This window comes from Labrys sp. WJW (assembly GCF_001676615.1).
Taxonomy (GTDB): Bacteria; Pseudomonadota; Alphaproteobacteria; order Rhizobiales; family Labraceae; genus Labrys; species Labrys sedimenti.
Genome location: NZ_LYXZ01000088.1, coordinates 1 through 22,771 on the forward strand (window position 1 = coordinate 1; position 22,771 = coordinate 22,771).

Annotated in this window: 22 protein-coding genes; 19 read left to right on the forward strand and 3 right to left on the reverse strand. The window is 63.9% G+C overall.

Annotated features, from left to right (window positions below; translation table 11 throughout):
- Positions 1 to 275 precede the first annotated feature (275 nt).
- Both BA190_RS33860 and BA190_RS33865 read left to right on the forward strand, forming a co-directional pair.
- Entirely contained in the window at positions 276 to 680 is a 405-nt protein-coding gene (locus tag BA190_RS33860; RefSeq protein ID WP_068299257.1) for a DUF930 domain-containing protein, read from the forward strand.
- A gap of 24 nt (positions 681 to 704) precedes the next feature.
- Positions 705 to 1,436: an MOSC domain-containing protein gene (locus BA190_RS33865; RefSeq protein WP_082980253.1), complete on the forward strand. Its 732-nt coding sequence runs from the start codon at positions 705 to 707 to the stop codon at positions 1,434 to 1,436.
- A gap of 5 nt (positions 1,437 to 1,441) precedes the next feature.
- On the opposite strand, the gene BA190_RS33870 is transcribed toward BA190_RS33865, so the two are convergent.
- Positions 1,442 to 2,197, reverse strand: coding sequence for an SDR family NAD(P)-dependent oxidoreductase (locus BA190_RS33870; RefSeq protein ID WP_068299260.1), 756 nt, complete (start codon positions 2,195 to 2,197; stop codon positions 1,442 to 1,444).
- Between the two features lie 134 nt (positions 2,198 to 2,331).
- Here BA190_RS33870 and BA190_RS33875 point away from each other — a divergent pair, with 134 nt between their 5' ends.
- Positions 2,332 to 3,222: an AraC family transcriptional regulator gene (locus BA190_RS33875; protein WP_068299263.1), complete on the forward strand. Its 891-nt coding sequence runs from the start codon at positions 2,332 to 2,334 to the stop codon at positions 3,220 to 3,222.
- Positions 3,223 to 3,239: 17 nt separating this feature from the next.
- Here BA190_RS33875 and BA190_RS33880 read toward each other — a convergent pair whose 3' ends face one another.
- Positions 3,240 to 3,842, reverse strand: coding sequence for an exopolysaccharide biosynthesis protein (locus tag BA190_RS33880; protein ID WP_105862748.1), 603 nt, complete (start codon positions 3,840 to 3,842; stop codon positions 3,240 to 3,242).
- Between the two features lie 415 nt (positions 3,843 to 4,257).
- Here BA190_RS33880 and BA190_RS33885 point away from each other — a divergent pair, with 415 nt between their 5' ends.
- The 16 genes from BA190_RS33885 (at position 4,258) to BA190_RS33960 (ending at position 21,477) form a co-directional block, all read left to right on the forward strand.
- Positions 4,258 to 4,752, forward strand: coding sequence for a (2Fe-2S)-binding protein (locus BA190_RS33885; RefSeq protein ID WP_068299266.1), 495 nt, complete (start codon positions 4,258 to 4,260; stop codon positions 4,750 to 4,752).
- A 248-nt stretch (positions 4,753 to 5,000) separates the two neighbouring features.
- Complete coding sequence (locus BA190_RS33890) at positions 5,001 to 7,370, forward strand: xanthine dehydrogenase family protein molybdopterin-binding subunit (protein ID WP_068299269.1); 2,370 nt, start codon at positions 5,001 to 5,003, stop codon at positions 7,368 to 7,370.
- A gap of 60 nt (positions 7,371 to 7,430) precedes the next feature.
- Complete coding sequence (locus tag BA190_RS33895; protein WP_068299272.1) at positions 7,431 to 8,228, forward strand: xanthine dehydrogenase family protein subunit M; 798 nt, start codon at positions 7,431 to 7,433, stop codon at positions 8,226 to 8,228.
- A 63-nt stretch (positions 8,229 to 8,291) separates the two neighbouring features.
- Positions 8,292 to 8,873: an O-acetyl-ADP-ribose deacetylase gene (locus tag BA190_RS33900; RefSeq protein ID WP_371260455.1), complete on the forward strand. Its 582-nt coding sequence runs from the start codon at positions 8,292 to 8,294 to the stop codon at positions 8,871 to 8,873.
- A 138-nt stretch (positions 8,874 to 9,011) separates the two neighbouring features.
- Entirely contained in the window at positions 9,012 to 9,929 is a 918-nt protein-coding gene (locus BA190_RS33905) for a MoxR family ATPase (protein ID WP_068299275.1), read from the forward strand.
- Entirely contained in the window at positions 9,922 to 11,151 is a 1,230-nt protein-coding gene (locus BA190_RS33910; RefSeq protein WP_068299278.1) for a VWA domain-containing protein, read from the forward strand. The genes BA190_RS33905 and BA190_RS33910 overlap by 8 nt, the downstream gene beginning before the upstream one ends.
- Positions 11,152 to 11,309: 158 nt before the next feature.
- Positions 11,310 to 11,651 (forward strand): XdhC family protein, encoded by a 342-nt coding sequence (locus BA190_RS33915; protein WP_068299280.1) that lies wholly within the window; start codon positions 11,310 to 11,312, stop codon positions 11,649 to 11,651.
- Between the two features lie 38 nt (positions 11,652 to 11,689).
- Entirely contained in the window at positions 11,690 to 12,418 is a 729-nt protein-coding gene (locus BA190_RS33920) for an XdhC family protein (RefSeq protein WP_068299282.1), read from the forward strand.
- A gap of 10 nt (positions 12,419 to 12,428) precedes the next feature.
- Complete coding sequence (locus tag BA190_RS33925) at positions 12,429 to 14,045, forward strand: NTP transferase domain-containing protein (RefSeq protein WP_068299285.1); 1,617 nt, start codon at positions 12,429 to 12,431, stop codon at positions 14,043 to 14,045.
- Between the two features lie 432 nt (positions 14,046 to 14,477).
- Positions 14,478 to 15,431 carry a branched-chain amino acid ABC transporter permease gene (locus BA190_RS33930; protein ID WP_068299287.1) on the forward strand — a complete coding sequence of 318 codons (954 nt, stop codon included), beginning with the start codon at positions 14,478 to 14,480 and terminating at the stop codon, positions 15,429 to 15,431.
- 2 nt (positions 15,432 to 15,433) lie between these two features.
- Positions 15,434 to 16,831: a high-affinity branched-chain amino acid ABC transporter permease LivM gene (gene livM, locus BA190_RS33935; RefSeq protein WP_068299290.1), complete on the forward strand. Its 1,398-nt coding sequence runs from the start codon at positions 15,434 to 15,436 to the stop codon at positions 16,829 to 16,831.
- Between the two features lie 20 nt (positions 16,832 to 16,851).
- Positions 16,852 to 17,775, forward strand: a complete 924-nt coding sequence (locus BA190_RS33940; protein WP_068299315.1) for an ABC transporter ATP-binding protein — start codon at positions 16,852 to 16,854, stop codon at positions 17,773 to 17,775.
- A gap of 2 nt (positions 17,776 to 17,777) precedes the next feature.
- On the forward strand, positions 17,778 to 18,500 hold the full coding sequence (locus tag BA190_RS33945) for an ABC transporter ATP-binding protein (protein ID WP_068299293.1): 723 nt from the start codon (positions 17,778 to 17,780) through the stop codon (positions 18,498 to 18,500).
- Position 18,501: 1 nt separating this feature from the next.
- On the forward strand, positions 18,502 to 18,855 hold the full coding sequence (locus BA190_RS33950; RefSeq protein ID WP_068299296.1) for a DUF6867 family protein: 354 nt from the start codon (positions 18,502 to 18,504) through the stop codon (positions 18,853 to 18,855).
- Positions 18,856 to 18,978: 123 nt separating this feature from the next.
- Positions 18,979 to 20,097 carry a branched-chain amino acid ABC transporter substrate-binding protein gene (locus BA190_RS33955; protein ID WP_068299299.1) on the forward strand — a complete coding sequence of 373 codons (1,119 nt, stop codon included), beginning with the start codon at positions 18,979 to 18,981 and terminating at the stop codon, positions 20,095 to 20,097.
- Between the two features lie 258 nt (positions 20,098 to 20,355).
- Entirely contained in the window at positions 20,356 to 21,477 is a 1,122-nt protein-coding gene (locus tag BA190_RS33960) for a branched-chain amino acid ABC transporter substrate-binding protein (protein WP_068299302.1), read from the forward strand.
- A 130-nt stretch (positions 21,478 to 21,607) separates the two neighbouring features.
- Here the strand turns inward: BA190_RS33960 and BA190_RS33965 are convergent, their stop codons facing one another.
- Entirely contained in the window at positions 21,608 to 22,399 is a 792-nt protein-coding gene (locus BA190_RS33965; RefSeq protein ID WP_068299305.1) for a cytochrome c biogenesis CcdA family protein, read from the reverse strand.
- Between the last annotated feature and the right edge of the window lie 372 nt (positions 22,400 to 22,771).

The following is a 22,771-nucleotide window of genomic DNA, read 5'->3' on the forward strand; positions in this document are numbered from 1 at the left end:
CGGAACACCGTGGGGCTGAAGTCAACCCCACGGTGTTCCGAGCCGTTCCCACTCGCCATGGAGACGACTGCCTCGGCCATCGGGGCTGTCGCCCCCGGGACAAAAGAGCGTGGTCGTCAAACGCCCGTTGTTCCGGTTCCTCGTTTCCAAACGCCGCGTGATTTTCCGGGTTCCCGCCCGATCGCACGGCGCGTGGCGGGGATCATGGCCAATGCCGGGCTGTGCCGCTCGTTCACGCGATCCGGCCCACGCCCGTTTCTGCCTGGACTGGATGAATGAAATCGACGCTGCTTTCGATCGCCCTGATCGCCCTTGCCCTGACACCCGCCTCAGCACGCCAGAGCGCCAAGCCCGGACGGACCGAAGCCGGCCTCGCCAAGCTGGCCCCCGCCGATCGGTTTCAGCAGGCCTGCGACATCGAGTTGATGGAAAGGCTGCGTCACGAATCGCGCCCCTACAAACCCGACAGTGTGATCGCCTATGCGCTGGGCGACCCCCATGTGACGGGCGACACGCTCAAGGGTGACGGCGGTGCGTTCCGCAGCGGCGGGATCTGGTACCAATATTCCTTTACCTGCGAGGCGACGCCCGATCGCATGAAGGTGATATCGCTGGAGTACAGGGTCGGAGAAGCCGTACCGCGCGCCCAATGGGATTCTCACGGCCTCTCCATTCACTGATCTCCTTCAACCCCGGATAGGCGCATGGGCATGGGCAAGGACGGTTCGATCGGCATCATCCGCCGGATCCAGCGTTTCCCGGTCAAATCCATGGGCAGCGACATCCTGGACATGGCGGAGCTGCGCTGGAACGGCCTGGCCGGCGACCGGCAATATGCCTTCGTGAAAACGCAGGACCGCGGCCGCTTTCCCTACCTCACCGGCCGGGACCTGCCGGATCTGCTGCTCTATCGCGCCCGCTACCTCACCCCGGGGGATCCCAAGACTTCGGCACTCACCGTGGTCTCGCCAAAAGGCGGCGAATACGACATTGACGATCCTGCCCTATGCCGGGAATTGAGCGAAGCGGCCGGTGAGCCCGTGCATCTCATGCAGCTCGGCCGCGGCCATTTCGACAGCGCCGTCATCTCGCTGGTGAGCACGACGACGGCCGGCCGCCTGGCGCAGGCCCATGGCGGCGATATCGACCTGCAGCGCTTCCGCATCAATCTCCTGATAGAGCCCGCGGATGCCGGGACCTGGGAACGGGACTGGCTCGGCAAGCGGGTCTCAATCGGCAACCGGGAGGTCCGCTTGCGCACCGACCGGCCGATCGACCGCTGCGTGATGATCACCCTCGATCCGCAGACGGCCCAGCGCACGCCCGCGATCATGAAGACGGTCGCACGCCAGTTCACCAACCAGATCGGCATTTACGGCACCGTCGAGCAGCCCGGGACGATCACCCTGGACGACGACATCCGTCTCGCCGATTGAGCGGCTCAGATGGCCTGACCGCCCGAAACCTCGATCCGCTGGGCGTTGACCCAGCGATTGGCGTCCGTCAACAGGCTCGCGATCATCGGCCCGACGTCCTCGGCCACTCCGGCTCGCCCAAGCGCGGTCATCTGAGCAAAGATCTTGTTGATGCTGGGATCGTCGCGCACGGCACCACCGCCGAAATCGGTCTCGATCGCTCCCGGCGCCACGGTATTGACCGCGATCCGCCTTTCGCCCAGTTCCTTGGCCAGATAGGTCGACAAGACCTCCACGGCTCCCTTGGCCGCGGCATAGGCAGCATAGCCCGGATAGGACATGCGTGTCAGGCCGGAGGATAGGTTGACGATGCGCCCGCCATCCGCCATCAGGGGCAGCAGGGCCTGGGTGAGGAAGAAGACGCCTTTGAAATGGACGTTGACCAGGGCATCGAACTGCGCCTCGGTGGTCTGGCCGATCAGGGCGTAGTCGCCATGGCCGGCATTGTTCACGAGATGATCGAATGTCCCCCGCGACCAGTTGTCGTGCAGCGCTGCCCGCACCCTTTCGACGAAAGCGGCGAAGGCCGTGACGTCACCTGTATCGAGTTGAAGGGCGATCGCCTTCCGGCCCATGGCCTGGATTTCGGCGACGACCGCCTCGGCATCCTCGCTCCGGCTGCGATAGGTGAGGATGACATCGCCGCCAAGGCGGGCAATATTGAGGGCCGTGCTGCGGCCAAGACCGCGACTGGCCCCGGTTACGAGTGAAATCCTGGTCATCGGGCAAACTCCGTTGGTGTGATGGCACTCGGTATCGGGCCAAACCTGCCTTCGGTGTTGCTGGAATCTCGATGTTTCTTGCCTAATCCTCCAAGAGACATGCAGGACGGGCGCGAAACGCGTAGGCTGTCACCATGACCGCCCTGCTTGAAGCCATCCGTCGCCATGCCCAAGTCCACGCCGGCTCGAACGGTATCGCAGCCACCCCGATTCCGGGTCTCACCACCGTGCGGGCGACGGCGCCCAGCGGCCTGGTCCATGCCATCTCCCGTCCCCTCGCCTGCCTTGTGCTGCAGGGAAGCAAGCATGTCACCATGGGCATGCAGGCCTTCGACTTCGCGGCTGGCGATTCCCTGCTGATCACCGCGGACGTGCCGACCGTGAGCCAGATCACCCGCGCCAGTGCCATGGCTCCCTATCTGTCGCTGGTGCTGGAGCTCGACGCCGGCGTGATAGCCGACCTGGCTGCGCAGATGCATGCCGCCGGCGGGGCCGACCATGCCCCGGTACGCGTCCAGCCAACCGATGCCGAGGTCGCCGATGTGGCGTTACGGCTGATGCATTTGCTCGATCGACCGGCTTCGGTGCCGGTGCTGCAAGCCCAACTCGTGCGTGAGATGCATTACTGGCTGCTGACCGGCCGTCACGGGACGGCAATCCGACGGCTGGGCTGGCCGGATGGCCACGCGCAGCGCATCGCGCGTGCCGTTGCGGTGTTGAGGGCCGAATTCATGCAGCCCTTGCCGGTCGAGCGCCTGGCTGCGGCGGCCGGCATGAGTCCCTCTTCATTCCACCAGCATTTCAGGTCGATAACCTCTCTCTCTCCCCTGCAATTCCAAAAGCAGCTGCGTCTGATCGAGGCCAGGCGGCTGATGCAGGCCGAGGGGATGGGCGCCAGTGGGGCGGCATTCGCAGTCGGCTATGAGAGCGTTCCCCAATTCACCCGCGAATATGGCCGGTTGTTCGGCTTGCCGCCGGTTCGCGACATCAAGGCAGCGAGAGGACGTGCCCGAACGGCCGCCTGACCTGCCGCTGGCGTGCCTCAGAAGATCGCCAGGGCGCCCTGGAAGATGAGATAGCCGAGCCCGGCCGTGATCAGCAGGCCGACGCTGGTGGCGATATAGCCGGCCAGGATGACGGCGCCGTCGCGCTCGACCAGGCCGAGGCCGAGAATGCAGATGGGAATGCCGAGCGGGATGTTGCCGATGATCGGGATGGGCAGCAGCAGGGCAAGGCCCAGCACCAGCGCGACGATGCCCACGATCCGCCGGGAGCGCGCATCCGCGAACAGATGCAGGCGCGGCTTGGCGAATCGCTCGACCCACTGGATCCAGGGCTCTGCCTTGGTGACGATGCGCTGCAGGTCCTTGCGGGCAAAGCTGCGCTTGGCCAGGAACTGCGGCAGCCACAGATTGTCACGCCCCATCACCATCTGGGCCGCGATCAGGGCAACGATGATGCCGCAGATCACCGGAATGCCCGGCGGCATCGGCAGGCAGTTCGGAATGCCGAACAGCAGGAACAGAATACCGAAGGCACGGTTGCGCATGGCGGCCGTCAGGTCGCCGAAATAAATGCGCTCCTCCCCTTCCGCCGAGGCAATCGCCGCAAGGAGTTCGGATGTTCTGGGGTTACGCGGTTCCAAAATAGGGCTGACTCGTGGGATCCTTGCCGGGCTTATAGTGGGACTCTGCGACAATTTCGAGATGATTGTGCTGCCGGACGTCAAACCGGGCGCGGCATTTGCGGATGGGTGTTGTGCTTTTGCCGCATAGTTCCCTGTGCAGCACAACATTCCATGCTGCATCGCAAGACCTGTGTGCTCGTGCTGTCTTGTCGCAGGGGGGCTCCATCACCTTTGTTCGAAAAATCGAAAAAATCGCGAAAAACCCCGCAAAAACGACCCTCAACTTTTCAAGCTTGTCACTTGACCACCGAAAAACGGGGGTCCAGACTAGAATTATTCCGATCTGCTTCATGAGAGTCCTTCGTTCAGACCATCAAATGAATGGTGGCGAACACAGAGGGGACAACAGATCGCGAACCGGTTGGAGGACCCCATGGCTTCCGTTTCGCTTCTCGTCAACGGACGGGAAATTACGGCTGATATTGACCCACGTACTTTGCTTGTCGAATTTCTGCGCGAGCACCTCAGGCTTACCGGTACCCATGTTGGCTGCGATACCAGCCAATGCGGTGCCTGCGTTGTGCATATTGACGGCAAGGCCGTCAAATCCTGCACCACCCTTGCCGTCCAGGCCAGCGGCAGCTCGGTGACGACCATCGAGGGCCTGGCCAATAACGGCCAGCTCCATCCGATGCAGGAAGCCTTCCGCGACAATCACGGCCTGCAATGCGGCTTCTGCACGCCCGGCATGATCATGACCTCGGTCGCCATGGTCGACCGGCTCGGCGGCGATCTCGACGAGGCCACCATCCGCCATGAGCTGGAAGGCAATATCTGCCGCTGCACCGGCTACCACAACATCGTCAAGGCGGTGGCGGCAGGCGCCAAGGCCATGAGCGAAGGCGAGGCGCTGCAGGCGGCCGAATAATCGTTCTCTCCCGGACTGCGTCATCCGACTGTCAGCGGCCGCTCAAATGCGCCTTCGACCGACGCTCCGGATTTCGAGCTTTTCATCGACACTCTCGGCGAAGCCTTTGTTTGCCGGGGATTATTCCAATCCCATAGCGTTTTGCGATCCGCGGAAATCGCATCAGATCGCAAGACGCGTCGAAACAGCGAATTGGAGCAGCAAGCGTTCACAGGCGAGCGCGCCTTGCTCCAGGGGGAGAGAACGACATGAACGCCACAGGCGTCGGCGCACCAGTGCGCCGCAAAGAGGATTTCCGCTTCATCACCGGCAAGGGCAATTATACCGGCGACATCAATCGCCCGGGCCAGGCCCACGCCTATTTCCTGCGCTCGCCGCATGCCCATGCGGCGATCACGTCGATCGACATCAGCGAGGCCCGCAAGCTGCCGGGTGTCATCGAGATCCTCACCGGCGAGGATTTGGCGCAGGACAAGATCGGCGGCTTGATCTGCGGCTGGATGATCCATTCCAAGGACGGCTCGCCGATGAAGGCAGGCGCCCATCCGGCGCTGGCCCAGGGCAAGGTTCGCTATGTCGGCGACCATGTCGCCGTGGTGCTCGCCGAAACCCTGGCGCAGGCCAAGGACGGTGCCGAGGCCATCAACGTCACCTATGAGCCGCTGCCGGCCAGCGTCGATACTGCCAAGACCCAGGCCAAGGACGCGCCCCAGGTCCATGCCGAGGCCGACAACAACACCGTGTTCCAGTGGCATCTCGGCGACAAGGCAGCCTCGGACACCGCCTTCAAGGCGGCAAAGCACATCACCAAGCTCGACATCGTCAACAACCGGCTGGTGCCCAACGCCATCGAGCCGCGCGCGGCCGTCGGCGACTACGATGCCGGCAATGAAGCCTATACGCTCTACACCACCTCGCAGAACCCGCACGTCGCCCGCCTGGTGCTGTCGGCCTTCATCGGCATCGCACCCGAGCACAAGCTGCGCGTGATCGCCCCCGATGTCGGCGGCGGCTTCGGCTCCAAGATCTTCATCTATGCCGAAGAGACGGTGTGCGTATGGGCCGCCAAGCGCATCGGCCGGCCGGTGAAGTGGACGGGCGACCGTACCGAGGCCTTCCTCGCCGACGCGCATGGCCGCGATCACGTCACCCGCGCCGAGCTCGCCATCGACGCCAACAACAAGATCACGGGCCTCAGGGTCCATACCATCGCCAATCTCGGCGCCTACCTTTCGACCTTCTCCTCCAGCGTGCCGACCTATCTCTACGCGCCGCTGCTGTCGGGGCAGTATGACATCCCGGCGATCTATGCCGAGGTCGACGGCGTCTACACCAACACCGCCCCGGTCGACGCCTATCGCGGCGCCGGGCGGCCGGAAGCGACCTTCGTGGTCGAACGTCTGGTTGAAGTGGCGGCACGCGAACTCGGCCTCGATCCGGCCAAGTTCCGCAAGAAGAACTTCGTGCGGTCCTTCCCACACCAGACCCCGGTGATCATGACCTATGACGCCGGCGACTATAACGCCTCGCTCGACAAGGCGATGGAGCTGCACGACGTCAAGGGCTTCGGCGCCCGCCGCCGTGCTTCCGAGCGGGCCGGCAAGCTCAGGGGCCTGGGCTATTCGGCCTATATCGAGGCCTGCGGCATCGCACCCTCCCAGGCGGTGGGCTCCCTCGGCGCCGGCGTCGGCCTGTGGGAATCGGCTGAGATCCGCGTCAATCCGATCGGCACCGTCGAGGTGCTGACCGGCTCGCACAGCCACGGCCAGGGCCACGAGACCACCTTCGCGCAGCTGGTCTCCGACCGGCTCGGCATTCCCATCGACTCGGTCGCCGTCGTGCATGGCGATACCGACAAGGTGCAGTTCGGCATGGGCACCTATGGCTCGCGCTCGGGCGCGGTCGGCATGTCGGCCATCGTCAAGGCGGTCGACAAGGTCATCGCCAAGGGCAAGAAGGTCGCCTCCTACGTGCTGGAAGCGTCCGAGGGCGACATCGAGTTCAAGGATGGGCGCTTCTCCGTGGCCGGTACCGACAAGGGCTTGGCTTTCGGTGAGGTAGCTCTGCAGGCCTATATCGCCCATAAATTCTCGGGCCAGGACCTCGAGCCCGGCCTCAAGGAAGGCGCGTTCTACGATCCCACCAACTTCACCTTCCCGGCGGGCGTGCACATCTGCGAAGTCGAGATCGATCCCGATACCGGCGTCACCACCATCGCCCGCTGGACGGCGGTGGACGATTTCGGCGAGCTGATCAATCCGATGATCGTCGAAGGCCAGGTGCATGGCGGCATCGCCCAGGGCGTCGGCCAGGCCCTGCTCGAGGGCGCGGTCTACGACAAGGACGGCCAGCTCCTGACCGCCTCCTTCATGGATTATTGCATGCCGCGCGCCGACGACCTGCCCTCCTTCAATGTCGGCATGACCAAGACCACCTGCCCCTCCAACCCGCTCGGCATCAAGGGTTGCGGCGAGGCCGGTGCGATCGCAGCGCCACCGGCGGTGATGAACGCCATCACCGACGCCATCGGCCTCGAAGACATTGCCATGCCGGCGTCGCCCCAGGTGGTGTGGAACGCCGTACAGCGCGCCGCCAAGGCCAGGAAAGCCGCAGAATGATGTGCCGGCGGGCGGCTCGGCCGCCCGCCTTTCCCCTTCGTCTCCATCAGGAGAACCTTGATGTATCCGTTCACCTATCAGCGCCCAACCTCCGTCCGCGGCGCCGTCGCCGCCCTCGCCAAGGCGGAGGACGCCAAACTGCTCGCCGGCGGACACACCTTGCTGCCGACCATGAAGCAGCGCCTTGCCAGCCCCACCACCCTGATCGACCTCACCAAGATCGAGGGCCTCAGCGGTATCGAGGTGAAGGGCCGCAACCTCATCATCGGCGCCACCACGCCGCATGGCGAAGTGGCCGACAGCGCCACCGTCGGCGAGGCGATCCCGGCGCTGGCCGCCCTCGCCGGCATGATCGGCGATCCGGCGGTGCGTTCGCGCGGCACCATCGGCGGCTCGCTCGCCAACAACGATCCGGCGGCCGATTATCCGGCGGCGGCCCTCGCCCTCAACGCCACCATCATCACCAACAAGCGCAAGATACCGGCCGACGAATATTTCACCGGCCTGTTCGACACCGCGCTGGAGGAAGGCGAGATCATCACCAAGATCTCCTTCCCCATCCCGGCCAAGGCGGCCTATCAGAAATTCCCCAATCCCGCTTCGCGCTACGCTCTCGTCGGCGTGTTCGTGGCCAAGAAGGGAAGTTCGGTGCGCGTCGCCGTCACCGGTGCCGGCTCGGACGGCGTGTTCCGCCATACCAAGGCGGAGGAAGCCTTGTCGTCGCGCTTCCATGCCAAATCGCTCGACGGGGTGAGCCTGTCCTCCAAGGGGCTCAACGGCGACATCCATGCCAGCGCCGACTACCGTGCCCACCTGATCGGCGTGCTGACCAAACGGGCCGTCGCAGCCGCGAAGTGACCGGCCTTCGGGAGCGCACTCTTCCTTTGCGCTCCCGCCTCCCGCAAGACCGGAAACGCGCGCATGCCCGCATCTTCAGCAACCATGCCCGAAGCCGAATTCTCTACCGATTTGACCAAGGCCCGTTTGACGGTCCTTGTCGCCAACATCACCACCCTCGATGTGGATGCCATCGTCAACGCCGCCAATACCTCCCTGCTCGGTGGCGGCGGCGTGGACGGTGCCATCCATCGTGCCGCCGGACCGGACCTGGTGGCGGAGTGCCGCACGCTGAACGGTTGCAAGGTCGGCGATGCCAAGATTACCGCGGGATATCGCCTGCCGGCCCGTCATGTCATCCACACCGTCGGCCCGGTCTTCAACGGCGGCGCCCAGGGAGAGGCCGGCAAGCTCGCCTCCTGCTATCGGCGCAGCCTCGAAGTCGCCGCCGCCAATGCGATCGCCTCGATCGCCTTTCCGGCGATCTCCACCGGGATCTACCGCTACCCAGCGGACGAAGCGGCTACGATTGCCGTCGCCACCGTCATCGATACCCTGCCGCTGCTGTCGGCGCCCCCGTCACTCGTCGTGTTCTGCTGTTTCGATGCGGGCACGGCCATCCATTACCGCCAGGCCTTCGTCGACGCCGGTCTCGCCCCTTTCTGATCGGGCCCGATCGGGACAACTCTGCAGAACCTCAAAGACTTACAGAGTTTTGCGACATTGCCCATTCGCGGGTCCTATCGAGAAATTCCGCTTGGCAGGGACTCGTCCTATAGTGCCGGCAGATTTCAGGAGTTCGCCTTGCCTGCCTCTCTTCCCGCTTCCATCGACGAGACCGCCACCCTGCTCGCCAAGGCCGATTACGTGGCCGGACGCGATCTCGCTACCGTGTTGTTCCTCGCCTTGCGCATGGGCCGTCCGCTCTTCCTGGAGGGAGAAGCGGGCGTTGGCAAGACAGAGATCGCCAAAGTGCTCTCCGCGACGCTGGGCCGCCCCCTGATCCGCCTGCAATGCTATGAAGGCCTCGACATCGCCTCGGCGGTGTATGAATGGAACACCATGGCGCAAATGATCGAGATCCGCCTGGCCGAGGCCGGCGGCAGCGTCGACCGCGCGAGCCTGGGCTCCGATCTCTTCTCCGAGCGTTTCCTGATCGCCCGCCCGATCCTGGAAGCGGTGCGTCCCCAGGCCGGCGGCGCGCCGATCCTGCTGATCGACGAGCTCGACCGTACCGACGAAGCGTTCGAGGCCTATCTCCTGGAGGTCCTTTCGGATTTCCAGGTCACCATTCCCGAATTCGGCACGGTCAAGGCGGAGGCGCCGCCCATCGTCATCATCACCTCCAATCGCACCCGCGAGATCCACGACGCCCTCAAGCGACGCTGCCTCTATCACTGGGTGGACTATCCCAGCGCCGAGAACGAACTCGAGATCCTGCGCCGCAAGGTGCCACATGTGCCGGCCAAGCTGTCGCGCGAGCTGATCGGCTTCGTGCAGGCGCTGCGCCGGGAGGATCTGTTCAAGTCCCCGGGTGTCGCCGAGATGCTGGACTGGGCCACGGCCCTGACCGAACTCGATGCCGTGGCGCTCGATCCCGCCCTCGTCTCCGACACGCTCGGTGTGCTCCTGAAATATCAGGACGACATTGCCCGCCTCTCCGGCAGCCAGGCCAAGAGGCTGATCGATAGCGTCAAGGCCGGGGCGCCAGCCCATGCCTGAAATCCCGCCCCCCGAGGCAGCCCCGCCCGACATCGGCAGGCTTGCCGACAATATCGCCTATTTCGGCCGTCTGCTGCGGGACACCGGCTTGCCGGTCGGCCCCTCCAGCGTGCTCGATGCCATCCGGGCGGTAGAAATGGCGGGCCTCGGCGCCAAGCAGGATTTCTACTGGACGTTGCATAGCGTCTTCGTCACGCGGCACGAGCAATCGCTGCTGTTTCGCCAGGCCTTCGAGCTGTTCTGGCGCCAGCGCGCTTTGACCGAGAAGCTCATCGCCATGATGTCCCCCCAGGCGGTGGCGATGAAGGAGCCGCCCAAGCCCAAGGCCGGCGCGCAGCGCGTCAACGACGCCTTCTACAAGGAGCCGCCGCGCGAAGTGGAGGAGAAGACGCTGGTCGAGTTCGACGCTCGCCTGACCATGTCGGAGCGCGAGATCCTCAAGGAGCGCGATTTCGCCCAGATGACCGCGGAGGAAATCACCGCGGCCAAGAAGGAAATGGCGCAATTGCGCCTGCCCTTCGACATTCAGCCGACGCGCCGCCTCAGGCCTGGGGGCAGCGAGGTCATCGACCTCAGAAGGACGCTGAGGGCCGCCATGCGCAGCGGCGGCGACCTCGTCACCATCGCCTATCGGCAGGCCGGCGAGAAGCACCCGCCTCTCGTGGCGCTTTGCGACATATCCGGCTCGATGGCGGATTATTCCCGGCTGTTCCTGCATTTCCTGCACGCGATCTCGGAAAAAGGCCGGCGCGTGCACGCCTTCGTCTTCGCCACCCGGCTGACCAACATCACGCGCTCACTGCGGACGCGAGACCCCGACGAGGCGCTCGAGCATGCTTCCCGCGCCGTCAAGGATTGGGACGGCGGCACCCGCATCGCCCATTGCCTGGAGCGTTTCAACAAGGACTGGTCGCGCCGGGTGCTCGGCCAGGGCGCCACGGTGCTGCTGATCACCGACGGACTGGAGCGCCAGGTCGATCCCGGCCTGGCTAAGGAACTCGACCGCCTGCACCGTTCGTGCCGTCGCCTGATCTGGCTCAATCCCTTGCTGCGCTTCGATGCCTTCGAAGCGCGTGCGGCCGGCATCAAGGCCATGCTGCCGCATGTTGACGAATTCAGAACCATTCACAATCTCAGGAGCATGGGCGACCTGGTCAAAGCCCTCGACCGCAGGGCCGATGCCGCCGCCGACCCCAGGAGCTGGTTAAAACGCGCTGGTTGAGAAGGATCGGCAACGGCGCTTTTGGAGTGTCAGCCTCCGGCTGACATCGTATCTGCTGGTGAGTGCTTGGCTTTCAAGATGTCAGCAGGAGGCTGACACTCCAAGATTCCGAATAAACGCGGCGATCATGCCGCCCCCCGTTTCAAGGAGCAATTTCGATGAGTGATACCACCAGCAATTTCGCATCCGACACCGACATCCTTGCCAGCGCCCAGCAGTGGCGGGAACAAGGCAAAGGCGTCGCCATCGCCACCGTGGTGGAAACCTGGGGCTCGGCGCCGCGCCCGACGGGCTCGAACCTGGTGATCGACGAGGACGGCAATTTTCTCGGTTCCGTTTCCGGCGGCTGCGTCGAAGGCGCCGTGGTCACCGAAGCACTCGATGTCATTCAAGAGGGCAAGCCGCGCCTGATTGAATTCGGCGTCGCCGACGAGACCGCCTGGCGGGTCGGCCTGTCCTGCGGCGGCACCATCCGGGTCTATGTCGAGAAACTGGACTGAAGGCCGCCGTCTTCCGCAACATTTCCGCAGGCTCCCTCATGAAACTTGCCATCCTCCAGGCCCTCAACCAGGCCAAGGCCGCCCGCAGGGCCGTCCTCCTCGTCACCGATCTCGACACAGGCGAGGAACGCCTGGTCGAGGAAAGCGGAATCCCGGCCGATCCGCTCGCCTCCGTGCTGTCGCAGCAATTGCGGCAGGGGCGCTCCGCCACGGTCGAGCAGGACGGCAGGCGCCATTTCGTCACCGTCCACGTACCGCCGGTACGCCTGGTGATGATTGGCGCCGTCCATATCAGCCAGGCCCTGGTCCCCCTCGCCCGTCTCGTCGGCCAGGATCCTGTCATCATCGATCCGCGCACCGCCTTTGCCACGCCCGAGCGCTTTCCCGGCGTGACATTGCTGGCCGAATGGCCTGATGTCGCCTTGCCGCCCCTCGGCATCGATCGCTACACCGCCTTCGTTGCACTGACCCACGATCCCAAGATCGATGACGGAGCCCTGCAGCATGCGCTCGAACGCAATTGCTTCTATGTGGGCGCGCTGGGCTCGCGCAGGACGCATGCGCGCCGCATCGAAAGACTGAGCGAGGCCGGGGTCGACGAGGCGGCGCTGGCGCGTATCCATGCACCTATCGGCCTCGATATCGGCGCCATCAGCCCGGCCGAGATCGCCGTCTCGATCATGGCCGAGATCACGGCCGCGCTCCGGCTGGAAAGCGGCGAGAAGCAGCCCAGGCCACCCGTTCTGCCAAAACCCTGTTGTAAGTGACTGTATTTCCATGTTTTTCGGCGAAATTTCCATAGACCAGGCCCTGGGCGGGGTTGCCGTTCACTCGATCCGCAAGGGTGGGCTCGTCCTCAAGAAGGGCACGCATATCGGGCCAGCCGAAATCGAAGCGCTGCGTCGCGAAAGGGTCGAATCCATCGTCATCGCCAGGCTCGATCCCGGCGACGTCGGGGAGGACATCGCCGCCGAGCGCATTGCCGCCAGGTTGGGGGGTGAAGGCGTGCGTGTGGCCGAACCGTTCACCGGCCGGGCCAATCTGTTCGCCGAACAGGCCGGCGTGCTGGTGATCGACCGTGACGGCGTCGACCGGGTGAATGCCATCGACGAGAGCATCACCTTCGCAACCCTGCCCGCCTTCGATCCCGTCAAGGCCGGCGAAATGATCGCAACCGTCAAGATCATCCCCTTCGCGGTCGAGGCTCCGACCTTCGAGCGTGCCCTCGCCGGCCTGGGCGCCCCGATCATCCGGATCGCCCCCTTCCGCCCTCTCAAGGTGGCTGCGATCTCCACCGTGCTTCCCGGTCTCAAGGAAAGCGTGATCGCCCGTACCCTTCAGGTCCTGAAGGAGCGCCTGGCGCCGGCCGCGGCCAAGCTCGTCCTCGATGAAAGGGTTCCGCACCAGGCGAGCGAGCTGGCGCTCGCGCTCGACCGGGCCAAGTCGGCTCAGGCCGATCTCACCATCATCTTCGGCGCTTCGGCCATTGCCGACCGGCGCGACGTCATCCCCGCGGCCATCGAAATATCGGGCGGCACGGTCGAACATTTCGGCATGCCGGTCGATCCCGGCAATCTGCTGCTGCTGGGGCGTTCCGGCGCAATGTCGGTGCTGGGGGCGCCTGGCTGCGCACGCTCGCCCAAGGAGAACGGCTTCGACTGGATCCTGCACCGCCTGCTGGCCGGCCTGCCGGTCACGCGCGCCGATATCGTCGGCCTTGGCGTCGGCGGCCTGCTGATGGAGATCGTCAGCCGTCCCCAGCCGCGCGCAGCGGCCGGGAAGACGGGCGAGAACCCTCCTCACGTCGCGGCCATCGTCCTGGCTGCCGGCCGCTCCACACGCATGGAAGGAGCGAACAAGCTTTTGGAGGACTATGCCGGCAAGCCGCTCGTCCATCATGCCGTGGAAGCGGCGCTTGCCAGCAAGGCAAGCTCCGTCACGGTGGTCACCGGTCACCAGCAGGCCGAAGTTCGCGCCGCCCTGGCGGGGCTGGCCGTCTCCTTCGTGCACAATCCGAACTTCGCCGAGGGCCTCTCCACCTCCGTGCGCGCCGGCATCGCGGCCCTCCCCGCCGAAAGCGACGCTGCCCTGATCGCGCTTGGCGACATGCCGCTGGTGGATGCCGCCCTGCTCGACCGGCTGATATCCGCCTTCGAGCCGGACAAGGGCGCCCTCATCGTGCTCCCCGTCACCGAGAGGCAGCGCGGCAACCCGGTGATCTGGGCACGCCGATTCTTCGATGAATTGCAGGCCATCGAAGGCGACGCCGGAGGCCGGCAGATTCTCAAGGCGAACAGCGATGCGGTGGTCGAGATTCCCGTCTCTTCGAGCGCCACAAGCTTCGACGTGGACACAAAGGAGGCGCTCGCGCAATTGCGACAACTCCCAACCTGATATTTTGTTGCTCGGCTTGACGCCGACGCATTCATCTATGGAGCATGTGCGCAATTATTCAGCAACATTCTTTCCCCTGATGAAGGATAGTATGGCGATCGAAATTTTTGTGTGGATCTAGACGAAATCTAACAGCCATTACACGTTTGCACGACTGGAGCCATTCAGCCGCTAAATCGTTTTTTGGGCGTTACTGGCGCAAAATTGGCGTTTCTGACGCCAGGCAACGCTAAAAAATTCGTCGGGCTGCATAAATATTTCGTGATTTCCAGAAACTTCGCCTTCAAGACCACCGCGGTGATTGTCAGTTTGCAAAGCGCTTGCTATGACAGGAAATCGTCGAATGACTGCCTGTCTCTTAGGCAAAAATCCCGCCCAAGGGAGACCAGGAGAAGCAAGGACGGCGTCGACAGAGGGGAAAGTTTGTAGACGATGGCAGAGTTTTTACAGCAGCTCATCAACGGGCTGGCGGTAGGATCGCTATATGGTCTCATCGCCGTAGGTTACACGATGGTGTTCGGCATCATCGGCATGGTGAACTTCGCTCACGGCGATCTGTTCATGCTCTCCGCGATCATCGCGTTCATCTGTTTCGTGATCCTGGTCACCTTGCTCGGACTTTCGTCGGTCATCGTGGCCTTGCTGGTGGTCATGGCAATCGGCATGGTCCTCACCAGTATCTGGAACTGGGCCATCGAGCGCATCGCCTACCGCCCGCTGCGTGGATCCTTCCGCCTCGCTCCCCTGATCTCCGCCATCGGCGTCTCCATGGCCCTGTCGAATTTCGTGCAGGTCAGCCAGGGCGCCGAGTCCAAGGCGATCCCCCACGCCGTGGACGCCGCCCTCAGCGCCAAATACCAGATCTGGTCGGAGGTCACCTCCGACGGGCGTGCCATGGATGCCTCGCTCTCGCTCAAGGCCATCCTGATCTTCGTCACCACCGCCGTGCTGCTGGCGATCTTTTGGTACATCGTCTCCCGGACCTCGCTCGGCCGAGCCCAGCGCGCCTGCGAACAGGACCGCAAGATGGCCGCCCTGCTGGGCGTCGACGTCGACCGCACCATCTCCATCACCTTCATCATGGGCGCGGCCCTAGCCGCCGTCGCCGGCCTGATGTTCCTGGTGCTCTATGGTTCCGTGAACTTCCGCGACGGCTTCGTGCCCGGGGTCAAGGCCTTCACCGCCGCAGTGCTCGGCGGCATCGGGTCCCTGCCCGGCGCCGTGCTGGGCGGCATGCTGATCGGCCTGATCGAAAAACTGTGGGAAGGGTCCTTCGACGGTGATGTCGCCGCCTATCGCGACGTCGCCGTGTTCTCGGTGCTCGCCATCACGCTGATCTTCATGCCGCAAGGCCTGTTGGGACGCCCCGAAGTGGAGAAGGTGTGATCATGGCCGAATCCGATACCACCCGCATTTCCTCGGCCGAGCTGTTCAAGGATCTCATCTTCTGGGCCGTGGTCTCCACCTGCATGTTCCTGCCGGTGGTGGGGCTGACGACCTATTCGGACCAGGCGACCAACAGCTTCCGCCTGAATTTCCTCAACCCCGATTTCGCCTTCGGCAAACGCTTCGGTGGCCTGATCACCACAGCGGTCCTCGTCGGCATCATCGTGCTGGTCCGCCTGTACGTGCTGCTGCGCCCCCGGCGCCCCGAACACAAGACCCCCTCCAAATTCGCCCAGACCATGTCGCGGATCGGCATGTCGCCCTGGGTGATGTGGTTCGGAGCCGGGCTCGCGATCGTCTTCCCCCTCGTCATGCTGGGCGCCCTCGGCGACAAGGGCTCGCTGAAGTGGATCGACAGCTACGGCATCCAGATCCTGATCTACATCATGCTGGGCTGGGGCTTGAACATCGTGGTCGGCATGGCCGGCCTGCTCGACCTGGGCTATGTCGCCTTCTACGCAGTCGGCGCCTATTCCTACGCGCTCCTGTCGGTCTATTACGGCATGACCTTCTGGGAATGCCTGCCGATCGCAGGGTTCCTCGCCGCGCTCTGGGGCATCATCCTCGGCTTTCCCGTGCTGCGCCTGCGGGGCGACTATCTCGCCCTCGTCACGCTCGCCTTCGGCGAAATCATTCGCAGCGTGCTGGTGAACTGGAAATCCTTCACCCACGGCAATGACGGCATCACCTCGATCAAGCCGCCCACCTTCTTCGGCATCCCCTTCACGGCCGGCCCGAACGGTTTTGCCAAGACCTTCGACCTCGCCTTCTCGCCGATCCACGGCAAGATCTTCTTCTACTATGTCATCCTCATCCTCGCGGTGATGACGGCCTACATCACCAGCCGCATGCGCAGGCTGCCGGTCGGTCGTGCCTGGGAAGCCCTGCGCGAGAACGAGATCGCCTGCCGCTCGCTCGGCATCAACACCACCACCACCAAGCTCGCGGCCTTCGCCAGCGGCGCCCTGTTCGGCGGTCTCGCCGGCGCCTTCTTCGCCGCCAAGCAGGGCTTCATCAATCCCGAGAGCTTCGTGTTCCAGGAATCGGTGATGGTGCTCGCCATCGTCGTGCTCGGCGGTTCGGGCAGCCTCCTCGGTGTGGTCGTGGCCGCGATCCTGCTGGTCGGCGGTTCGGAGATCCTGCGCGAGCTCACCTTCATGAAGTGGATCTTCGGGCCCGACTTCGATCCGAGCCAGTATCGCCCCATGATCTTCGGCCTCGCGATGGTCTCGATGATGCTGTGGAAGCCGCGCGGCCTCATCTCCAACCGTGCCCCCACCGTCTATCTGAAAGAACGCAAGATCGTCTCCGGCGCCCTCGTACAGGAAGGTCACGGATGAGCGCGCCCGGGAACAACGACATGATCGACCCTGCCCTCGCCTCGCACGCCCATCCCGAACAGCATTGGCATGGCGATCCGATCCTCAAGGTCGAGAAGCTGACCATGCGGTTCGGAGGCCTCACCGCCGTCAATGCCGTTTCCTTCAATTGCGGCCGGGGCGACATTACCGCCCTGATCGGCCCCAACGGCGCCGGCAAGACGACGGTGTTCAACTGCATCACCGGCTTCTACAAGCCGACGGAAGGCCGGATCGGCCTGCGCCACGGTTCGGTGGCGGCCTGGGATGAATTCGACGCCCTGACCGCCACCACCCAGCAAAAAATAAGCCATGGCCAGGATACGCTCTATTTGCTCGAGCGCATGCCCGACTTCATGGTCTCCCGCCAGGCGAAGGTCGCCAGAACCTTCCAGAACATCCGCCTCTTCGCGGGCATGACGGTGCTGGAGAACCTGCTGGTCGCCCAGCATGTCCACCTGATGCGCGCGTCGGGCTTCTCCGTCTTCGGCATTCTCGGCCTGCCGACCTACAGCCACGCCGAGAAGGCCGCGATCGAGAAGGCGAAATACTGGCTCGACAAGACCGGCCTGATGGCACGGGCCGACGATCCGGCCGGCAGCCTGCCCTATGGCGACCAGCGCCGCCTGGAGATCGCCCGCGCCATGTGCACGGAGCCGGTCCTGCTTTGCCTGGACGAGCCGGCCGCCGGCCTCAATCCGAGGGAAAGCCTCGATCTCAACAAGCTGCTGCGCACGATCCGCAGCGATCACGATACCTCTCTTCTCCTGATCGAGCACGACATGTCCGTGGTCATGGAGATTTCGGACCATGTGGTGGTGCTCAACTACGGCACCAAGATCTCGGACGGCACGCCCGAGCAGGTCCGCAACGACCCTGCCGTGATCGCCGCCTATCTCGGCACCGACGAGGAAACGGAGAGTTGAACATGTCCTCGCCCCTGCTGGCCGTGCGCGGCGTCCACACCTATTACGGACAGGTCCACGCTCTCAAAGGTGTCGACGTCGACATCAACCAGGGTGAGATCGTCACCATCATCGGCGCCAATGGCGCCGGCAAGTCGACCTTGATGATGACGGTCTTCGGCTCGCCCAAGTGCCGTGTCGGCTCGATCTCGTTCGACGGGCAAGACATCACCCACATGCCGATGCACCTGATTGCCCGGCTGCGCATCGCCCAGTCCCCCGAGGGACGGCGCATCTTCCAGCGCATGACGGTCTATGAGAACCTGCAGATGGGGGCCGAGATCGACGGCAGTGCCCATTTCGCCGAAGACCTCGAGCGCATGTACACGCTCTTCCCGCGCCTGAAGGAGCGCGCCAGCCAGCGCGGCGGCACGCTTTCGGGCGGCGAACAGCAGATGCTGGCGATTGCCCGTGCCCTGATGAGCCGGCCGCGCCTGCTGATGCTGGACGAGCCCTCGCTCGGCCTGGCGCCGCTCATCGTCAAGCAGATCTTCGACGCGGTCCGGGTGCTCAACGAGACGGAGAAGCTGACCGTCTTTCTCGTCGAGCAGAACGCCTTCCATGCACTGCGCCTGGCGCATCGAGGTTATGTCATGGTCAACGGCCAGATCACCATGTCCGGCACCGGCAAGGAACTGCTCGCCCGGCCCGAAGTGCGCGCAGCCTATCTTGAAGGGGGTCATTGAGATGGAAACCTACCTCTATGAGGACAGCCCCTTCGTCTTCGTGCTTGTCACGCTGCTGATGGGTGGTTGGGCAGCCTGGATGACCGGCAAGGCCAGCGCCTCGACCTGGAGCCGCTACCCGATCCTGTTCTTCTATCTGGTGCTGCTGACCATGGGCGTGCGCTTCCTCCATCAGGCGCCGTTCGGGGGCAACATGTTCTCGCCCTATTATTTCGTGGTCGACCTCATCATCATCCAGCTCATCGGCCTTTTGTCCTATCGCATCCGGCTCGCCAAGCAGATGGTCGGCAAATATGGCTGGATGTTCCAGCGATCGGGAGCGCTCGGCTGGAGTGCACGCTCGAGCGCAGAATGACCGAATACAAGCAACAAGGAAATCGGATGAGCTGTACGCGCAACTTGGGCTGACGGCCTCGTTCACGTCCTGACTATCCGCAGACCGGAGCCGAAAGCTCCACCAATCCACTGGGAGAACGACATGAAAAAAGTCTGGTTGACAGGCGCAGCGCTGGCGGCAGGCCTGCTGCTCAGCACGTCCGCCTTCGCGCAGATCAAGATCGGCATCGGCGCACCGATCACCGGTCCGAGTGCGGCCTCCGGAGCCCAGATCAAGCAGGGCGCGGAACTCGCCATCAAGAACATCAATGCAGCCGGCGGCGTACTCGGCCAGAAGCTGGAATCGACGGTCGGCGACGATCAGTCCGATCCCAAGCAGGGCGTCTCGGTCGCCAACAAATTCGTCGGCGACGGCGTGACCTGGGTGGTGGGCCACTACAACTCCGGCGTGACCATCCCCGCTTCCGAAGTCTATGGTGACAACGGCATCGTCGCCATCACCCCGGCCGCCACCAACGAGAAGGTGACCGACCGCAAGCTCTGGGGCATGTTCCGCACCTGCGGCCGTGACGACCAGCAGGCCAAGGTCTGGGTCGACTACGTCAAGGCCACCTATCCCGGCAAGAAGGTCGCCATCGTCCATGACAAGACCACCTATGGCCAGGGCCTGGGCGAAAATGCCAAGAAGCTGATGGCTGCCGACGGCATGAAGGAAGTCCTGTTCGAAGGTGTGAACACCGGCGAGAAGGACTATTCGGCCATCGTCACCAAGCTCAAGGCGGTTGGCGCCGACGTGCTGATCTATGGCGGCCTCTACACCGAAGCGGCCCTGATCCTCAAGCAGCTGCGCGACCAGGGCATGCAGACCGTGATGGTCTCCGGCGACGGCCTGGTTTCCTCTGAATTCGCCACCATCGGCGGCGATGCCGTGATCGGCACCCAGATGTCCTTCGCGCCCAAGGCCGAGGATGATCCGTCCAACGCCGCCATCGTCAAGCAGTTCAAGGACAGCGGCTTCACGCCGGAAGGCTATACGCTGAAGGCCTATGCGGCCGTGCAGGTCCTGGCCCAGGCCGCGGAAGAAGCCAAATCGGCCGATCCGCAGAAGATGGCCGAGGTGATGCATTCGGGCAAGGCCTTCAAGACGGTGATCGGCGACGTCTCCTATGACGACAAGGGCGACATGAAGCAGATCGACTACGTCATCTTCTCCTGGAAGAAGGGTCCCGACGGCAAGATCGACTTCTTCCAGAACAAGTGACCTGCCTTCATTCTTCGTAATATCTCAATCGCCCCGGTTCGCTGGGGCGATTTCTTTGGAGGCTTCCTATTCGCGGCTCGGATCGGGCCGCGACATGGGACATGACGCAGGGGGAGATGGCGAGGCTGCCCTCCCCTTTGCGAATTCGCCTGAATTTCCGTGACAAGCCGCTGGAAATTTAGACAATGGCGTCATCGGGCACAGCCGAACCGGTCCAGAAAAGAACGGTCTGCGCCCAGTACAACAGGGAAGAACCCCATGAACAAACTTTCATTGGCCGGCGCTGTACTCGCAGCGGGCCTCGCCTTGGGCAGCAGCGCGCAGGCGCAGATCAAGCTCGGCGTGGGTGGCCCGATGACCGGCCCCGCTGCTTCCTACGGCCTTCAGGCCAAGGCAGGCGCCGATATGGCGGTGAAGGACATCAACGCCAAGGGCGGCGTGCTCGGCCAGAAGATCGAGATCAGCGTCGGCGACGACCAGGCCGATCCCAAGCAGAGCGTCTCTGTCGCCAACAAATTCGTGGGCGATGGCATAACCTGGGTCATCGGCCATGTCACCTCCGGCGGTGCCATCGCTGCCTCGGATGTCTATGCCGACAACAATATCATCAACGTCACCCCCTCGGCCTCCAGCGAGAAGCTGACCGATCGCGGACTGTGGAACACCTTCCGCACCTGCGGGCGCGACGACCAGCAGTCCAAGGTGTGGGCGGATTATGTCCTGGCTCATTTCAAGGACAAGAAGATCGCCATCGCGCACGACAAGCAGACCTATGGCGAAGGCCTGGCCAAGGGCGCGAAGAAATACCTCAACGATGCCGGCGTGAAGGAAGTCCTTTATGAAGGCGTCAACGCTGGTGAAAAGGACTATTCCGGTCTCGTCACCAAGCTGAAGTCCAGCGGCGCCGACGTGCTGCTGTGGGGCGGCTACTACACCGAGGGCGCGCTGATCCTCAAGCAGCTGCGCGACCAGGGCGGCAAGACCATCATGATGGGCGCCGATGGCCTCAACTCACCGGAATTCGCCACCATCGGCGGTGACGCCGTGGTCGGCACGCTGATGACCTTCGCGCCGAAGATCGAGGATTACCCGGCGAATGCCGACCTGGCGAAGCGCTTCCGCGAGGGTGGCACCGATCCGGCCGGCTTCACCCTGCTGGCCTATGCCGGCGTACAGGTGCTGGCGCAGGCGGCCGAAGAGGCCAAGTCCGCCGATCCGCAGAAGATCGCCGAGGTCATGCATTCGGGCAAGAAGTTCCAGACCGTGATCGGCGAGATCTCCTACGACAAGAAGGGCGACCTGGCACAGCCGGCCTACGCCATCTACACCTGGAAGAAGGCTACAGACGGTAAGATCGCCGCTGAGCAGAACCCCTCCTGAGGTCCTTGCCTCCAGCGCGATGTGAAGCATCACCCGCCCCGGTTCCACCGGGGCGGTTTTTTTTATTGTCTGGGCGACTGGCGGCAATCCCGGACAGTCCTGGGCGGACATGTTCCCGGATGCGCGGATGTCAGCCAAGCTTGCTGAGGATCGGAAAGGTGTTCTGTAGCCAGATGGCGAAATCAGCCATGCCGCCTGTCAGGAAGGCAACGCCGGCGACCACCAGCAACCCGCCCATCGCCTTCTCCACCGTACCGAGGTGGGCCCGGAAGGTCCGCAGGAAGCGCATGAAGGGGTTCATGGCGAAGGCGGCGACCACGAAGGGCAGTCCCAGGCCGAGCGTATAGATGGCGAGCAGGGTGACCCCCTGGCTGACACTGCCGTCCTTGCCGGCCACGGCGATCACCGTGCCCAGGACAGGCCCGATGCAGGGCGTCCAGCCGAAGGCGAAGGCCAGCCCCATCACGAAGGCTCCCCAGGGGCCGGAGCCGGCGCCGGCCTGCAAGCGAGCCTGGCGATAGAGCAGCGAAATGCGGAAGACGCCAAGGAAATGCAGACCCATGGCGATGATGACGATGCCGGCCAGGAGATAGAACGGATCGATCGAATTGGCCCAGGAGGCGGGCAGCATGCCCTTTTCGGCCAGGGCGCTGAGGCCACTCGCCATCGCCCGGCGCAGGACGAGCAGATAGGAGGCGCCGGCGCCGAGCGAGATGAAGATGGTGGCCAGGCCCGCCACGAAACACAGGGCCGAGATCACCGCGCGACGGCGGACCCCCTTGTCGATGGTCTGCCCTGTCATCTCATCCAGGGTGGAGCCGGCCAGGAAGGTCAGGTAGGGCGGCACCAGCGGCAGCACGCAGGGCGAGAGGAAGGAGAACAGGCCGGCCACGAACACGGCAGGCAGGGTAATATCGGCCATGGACCCATCCAGAACAGGCATTCACGCGTCAACGCCACCTTCCGGCGGCGAAGCCCTTGCTCTAGCGCGCCCACGCCTTTTGCCCAAGCCCGTTTCGTCAAACTCCCTGTCTCGTGATCGGAAGTGATGTCGCAGGGCCATGTTACCCGAGCCTACGGACTCGGGTTAAGAAGCACATCGGCCTGGGCTGCCCAGCGAGCGTTTCTTCCGGGTGCATGGGCATCTTGCCCGTTCTTGGAAACACCGTGTTCGCGATCGAGGAAAAACGGGCAAGATGCCCGTGCACCCTGTGTAGTTGGAATGTGTCAGGATGGGTGCGGGCGAGAGACCGTGTGCACCCCGGCCCGTTAAGGCCGTTTTCCGGCTTGGTCC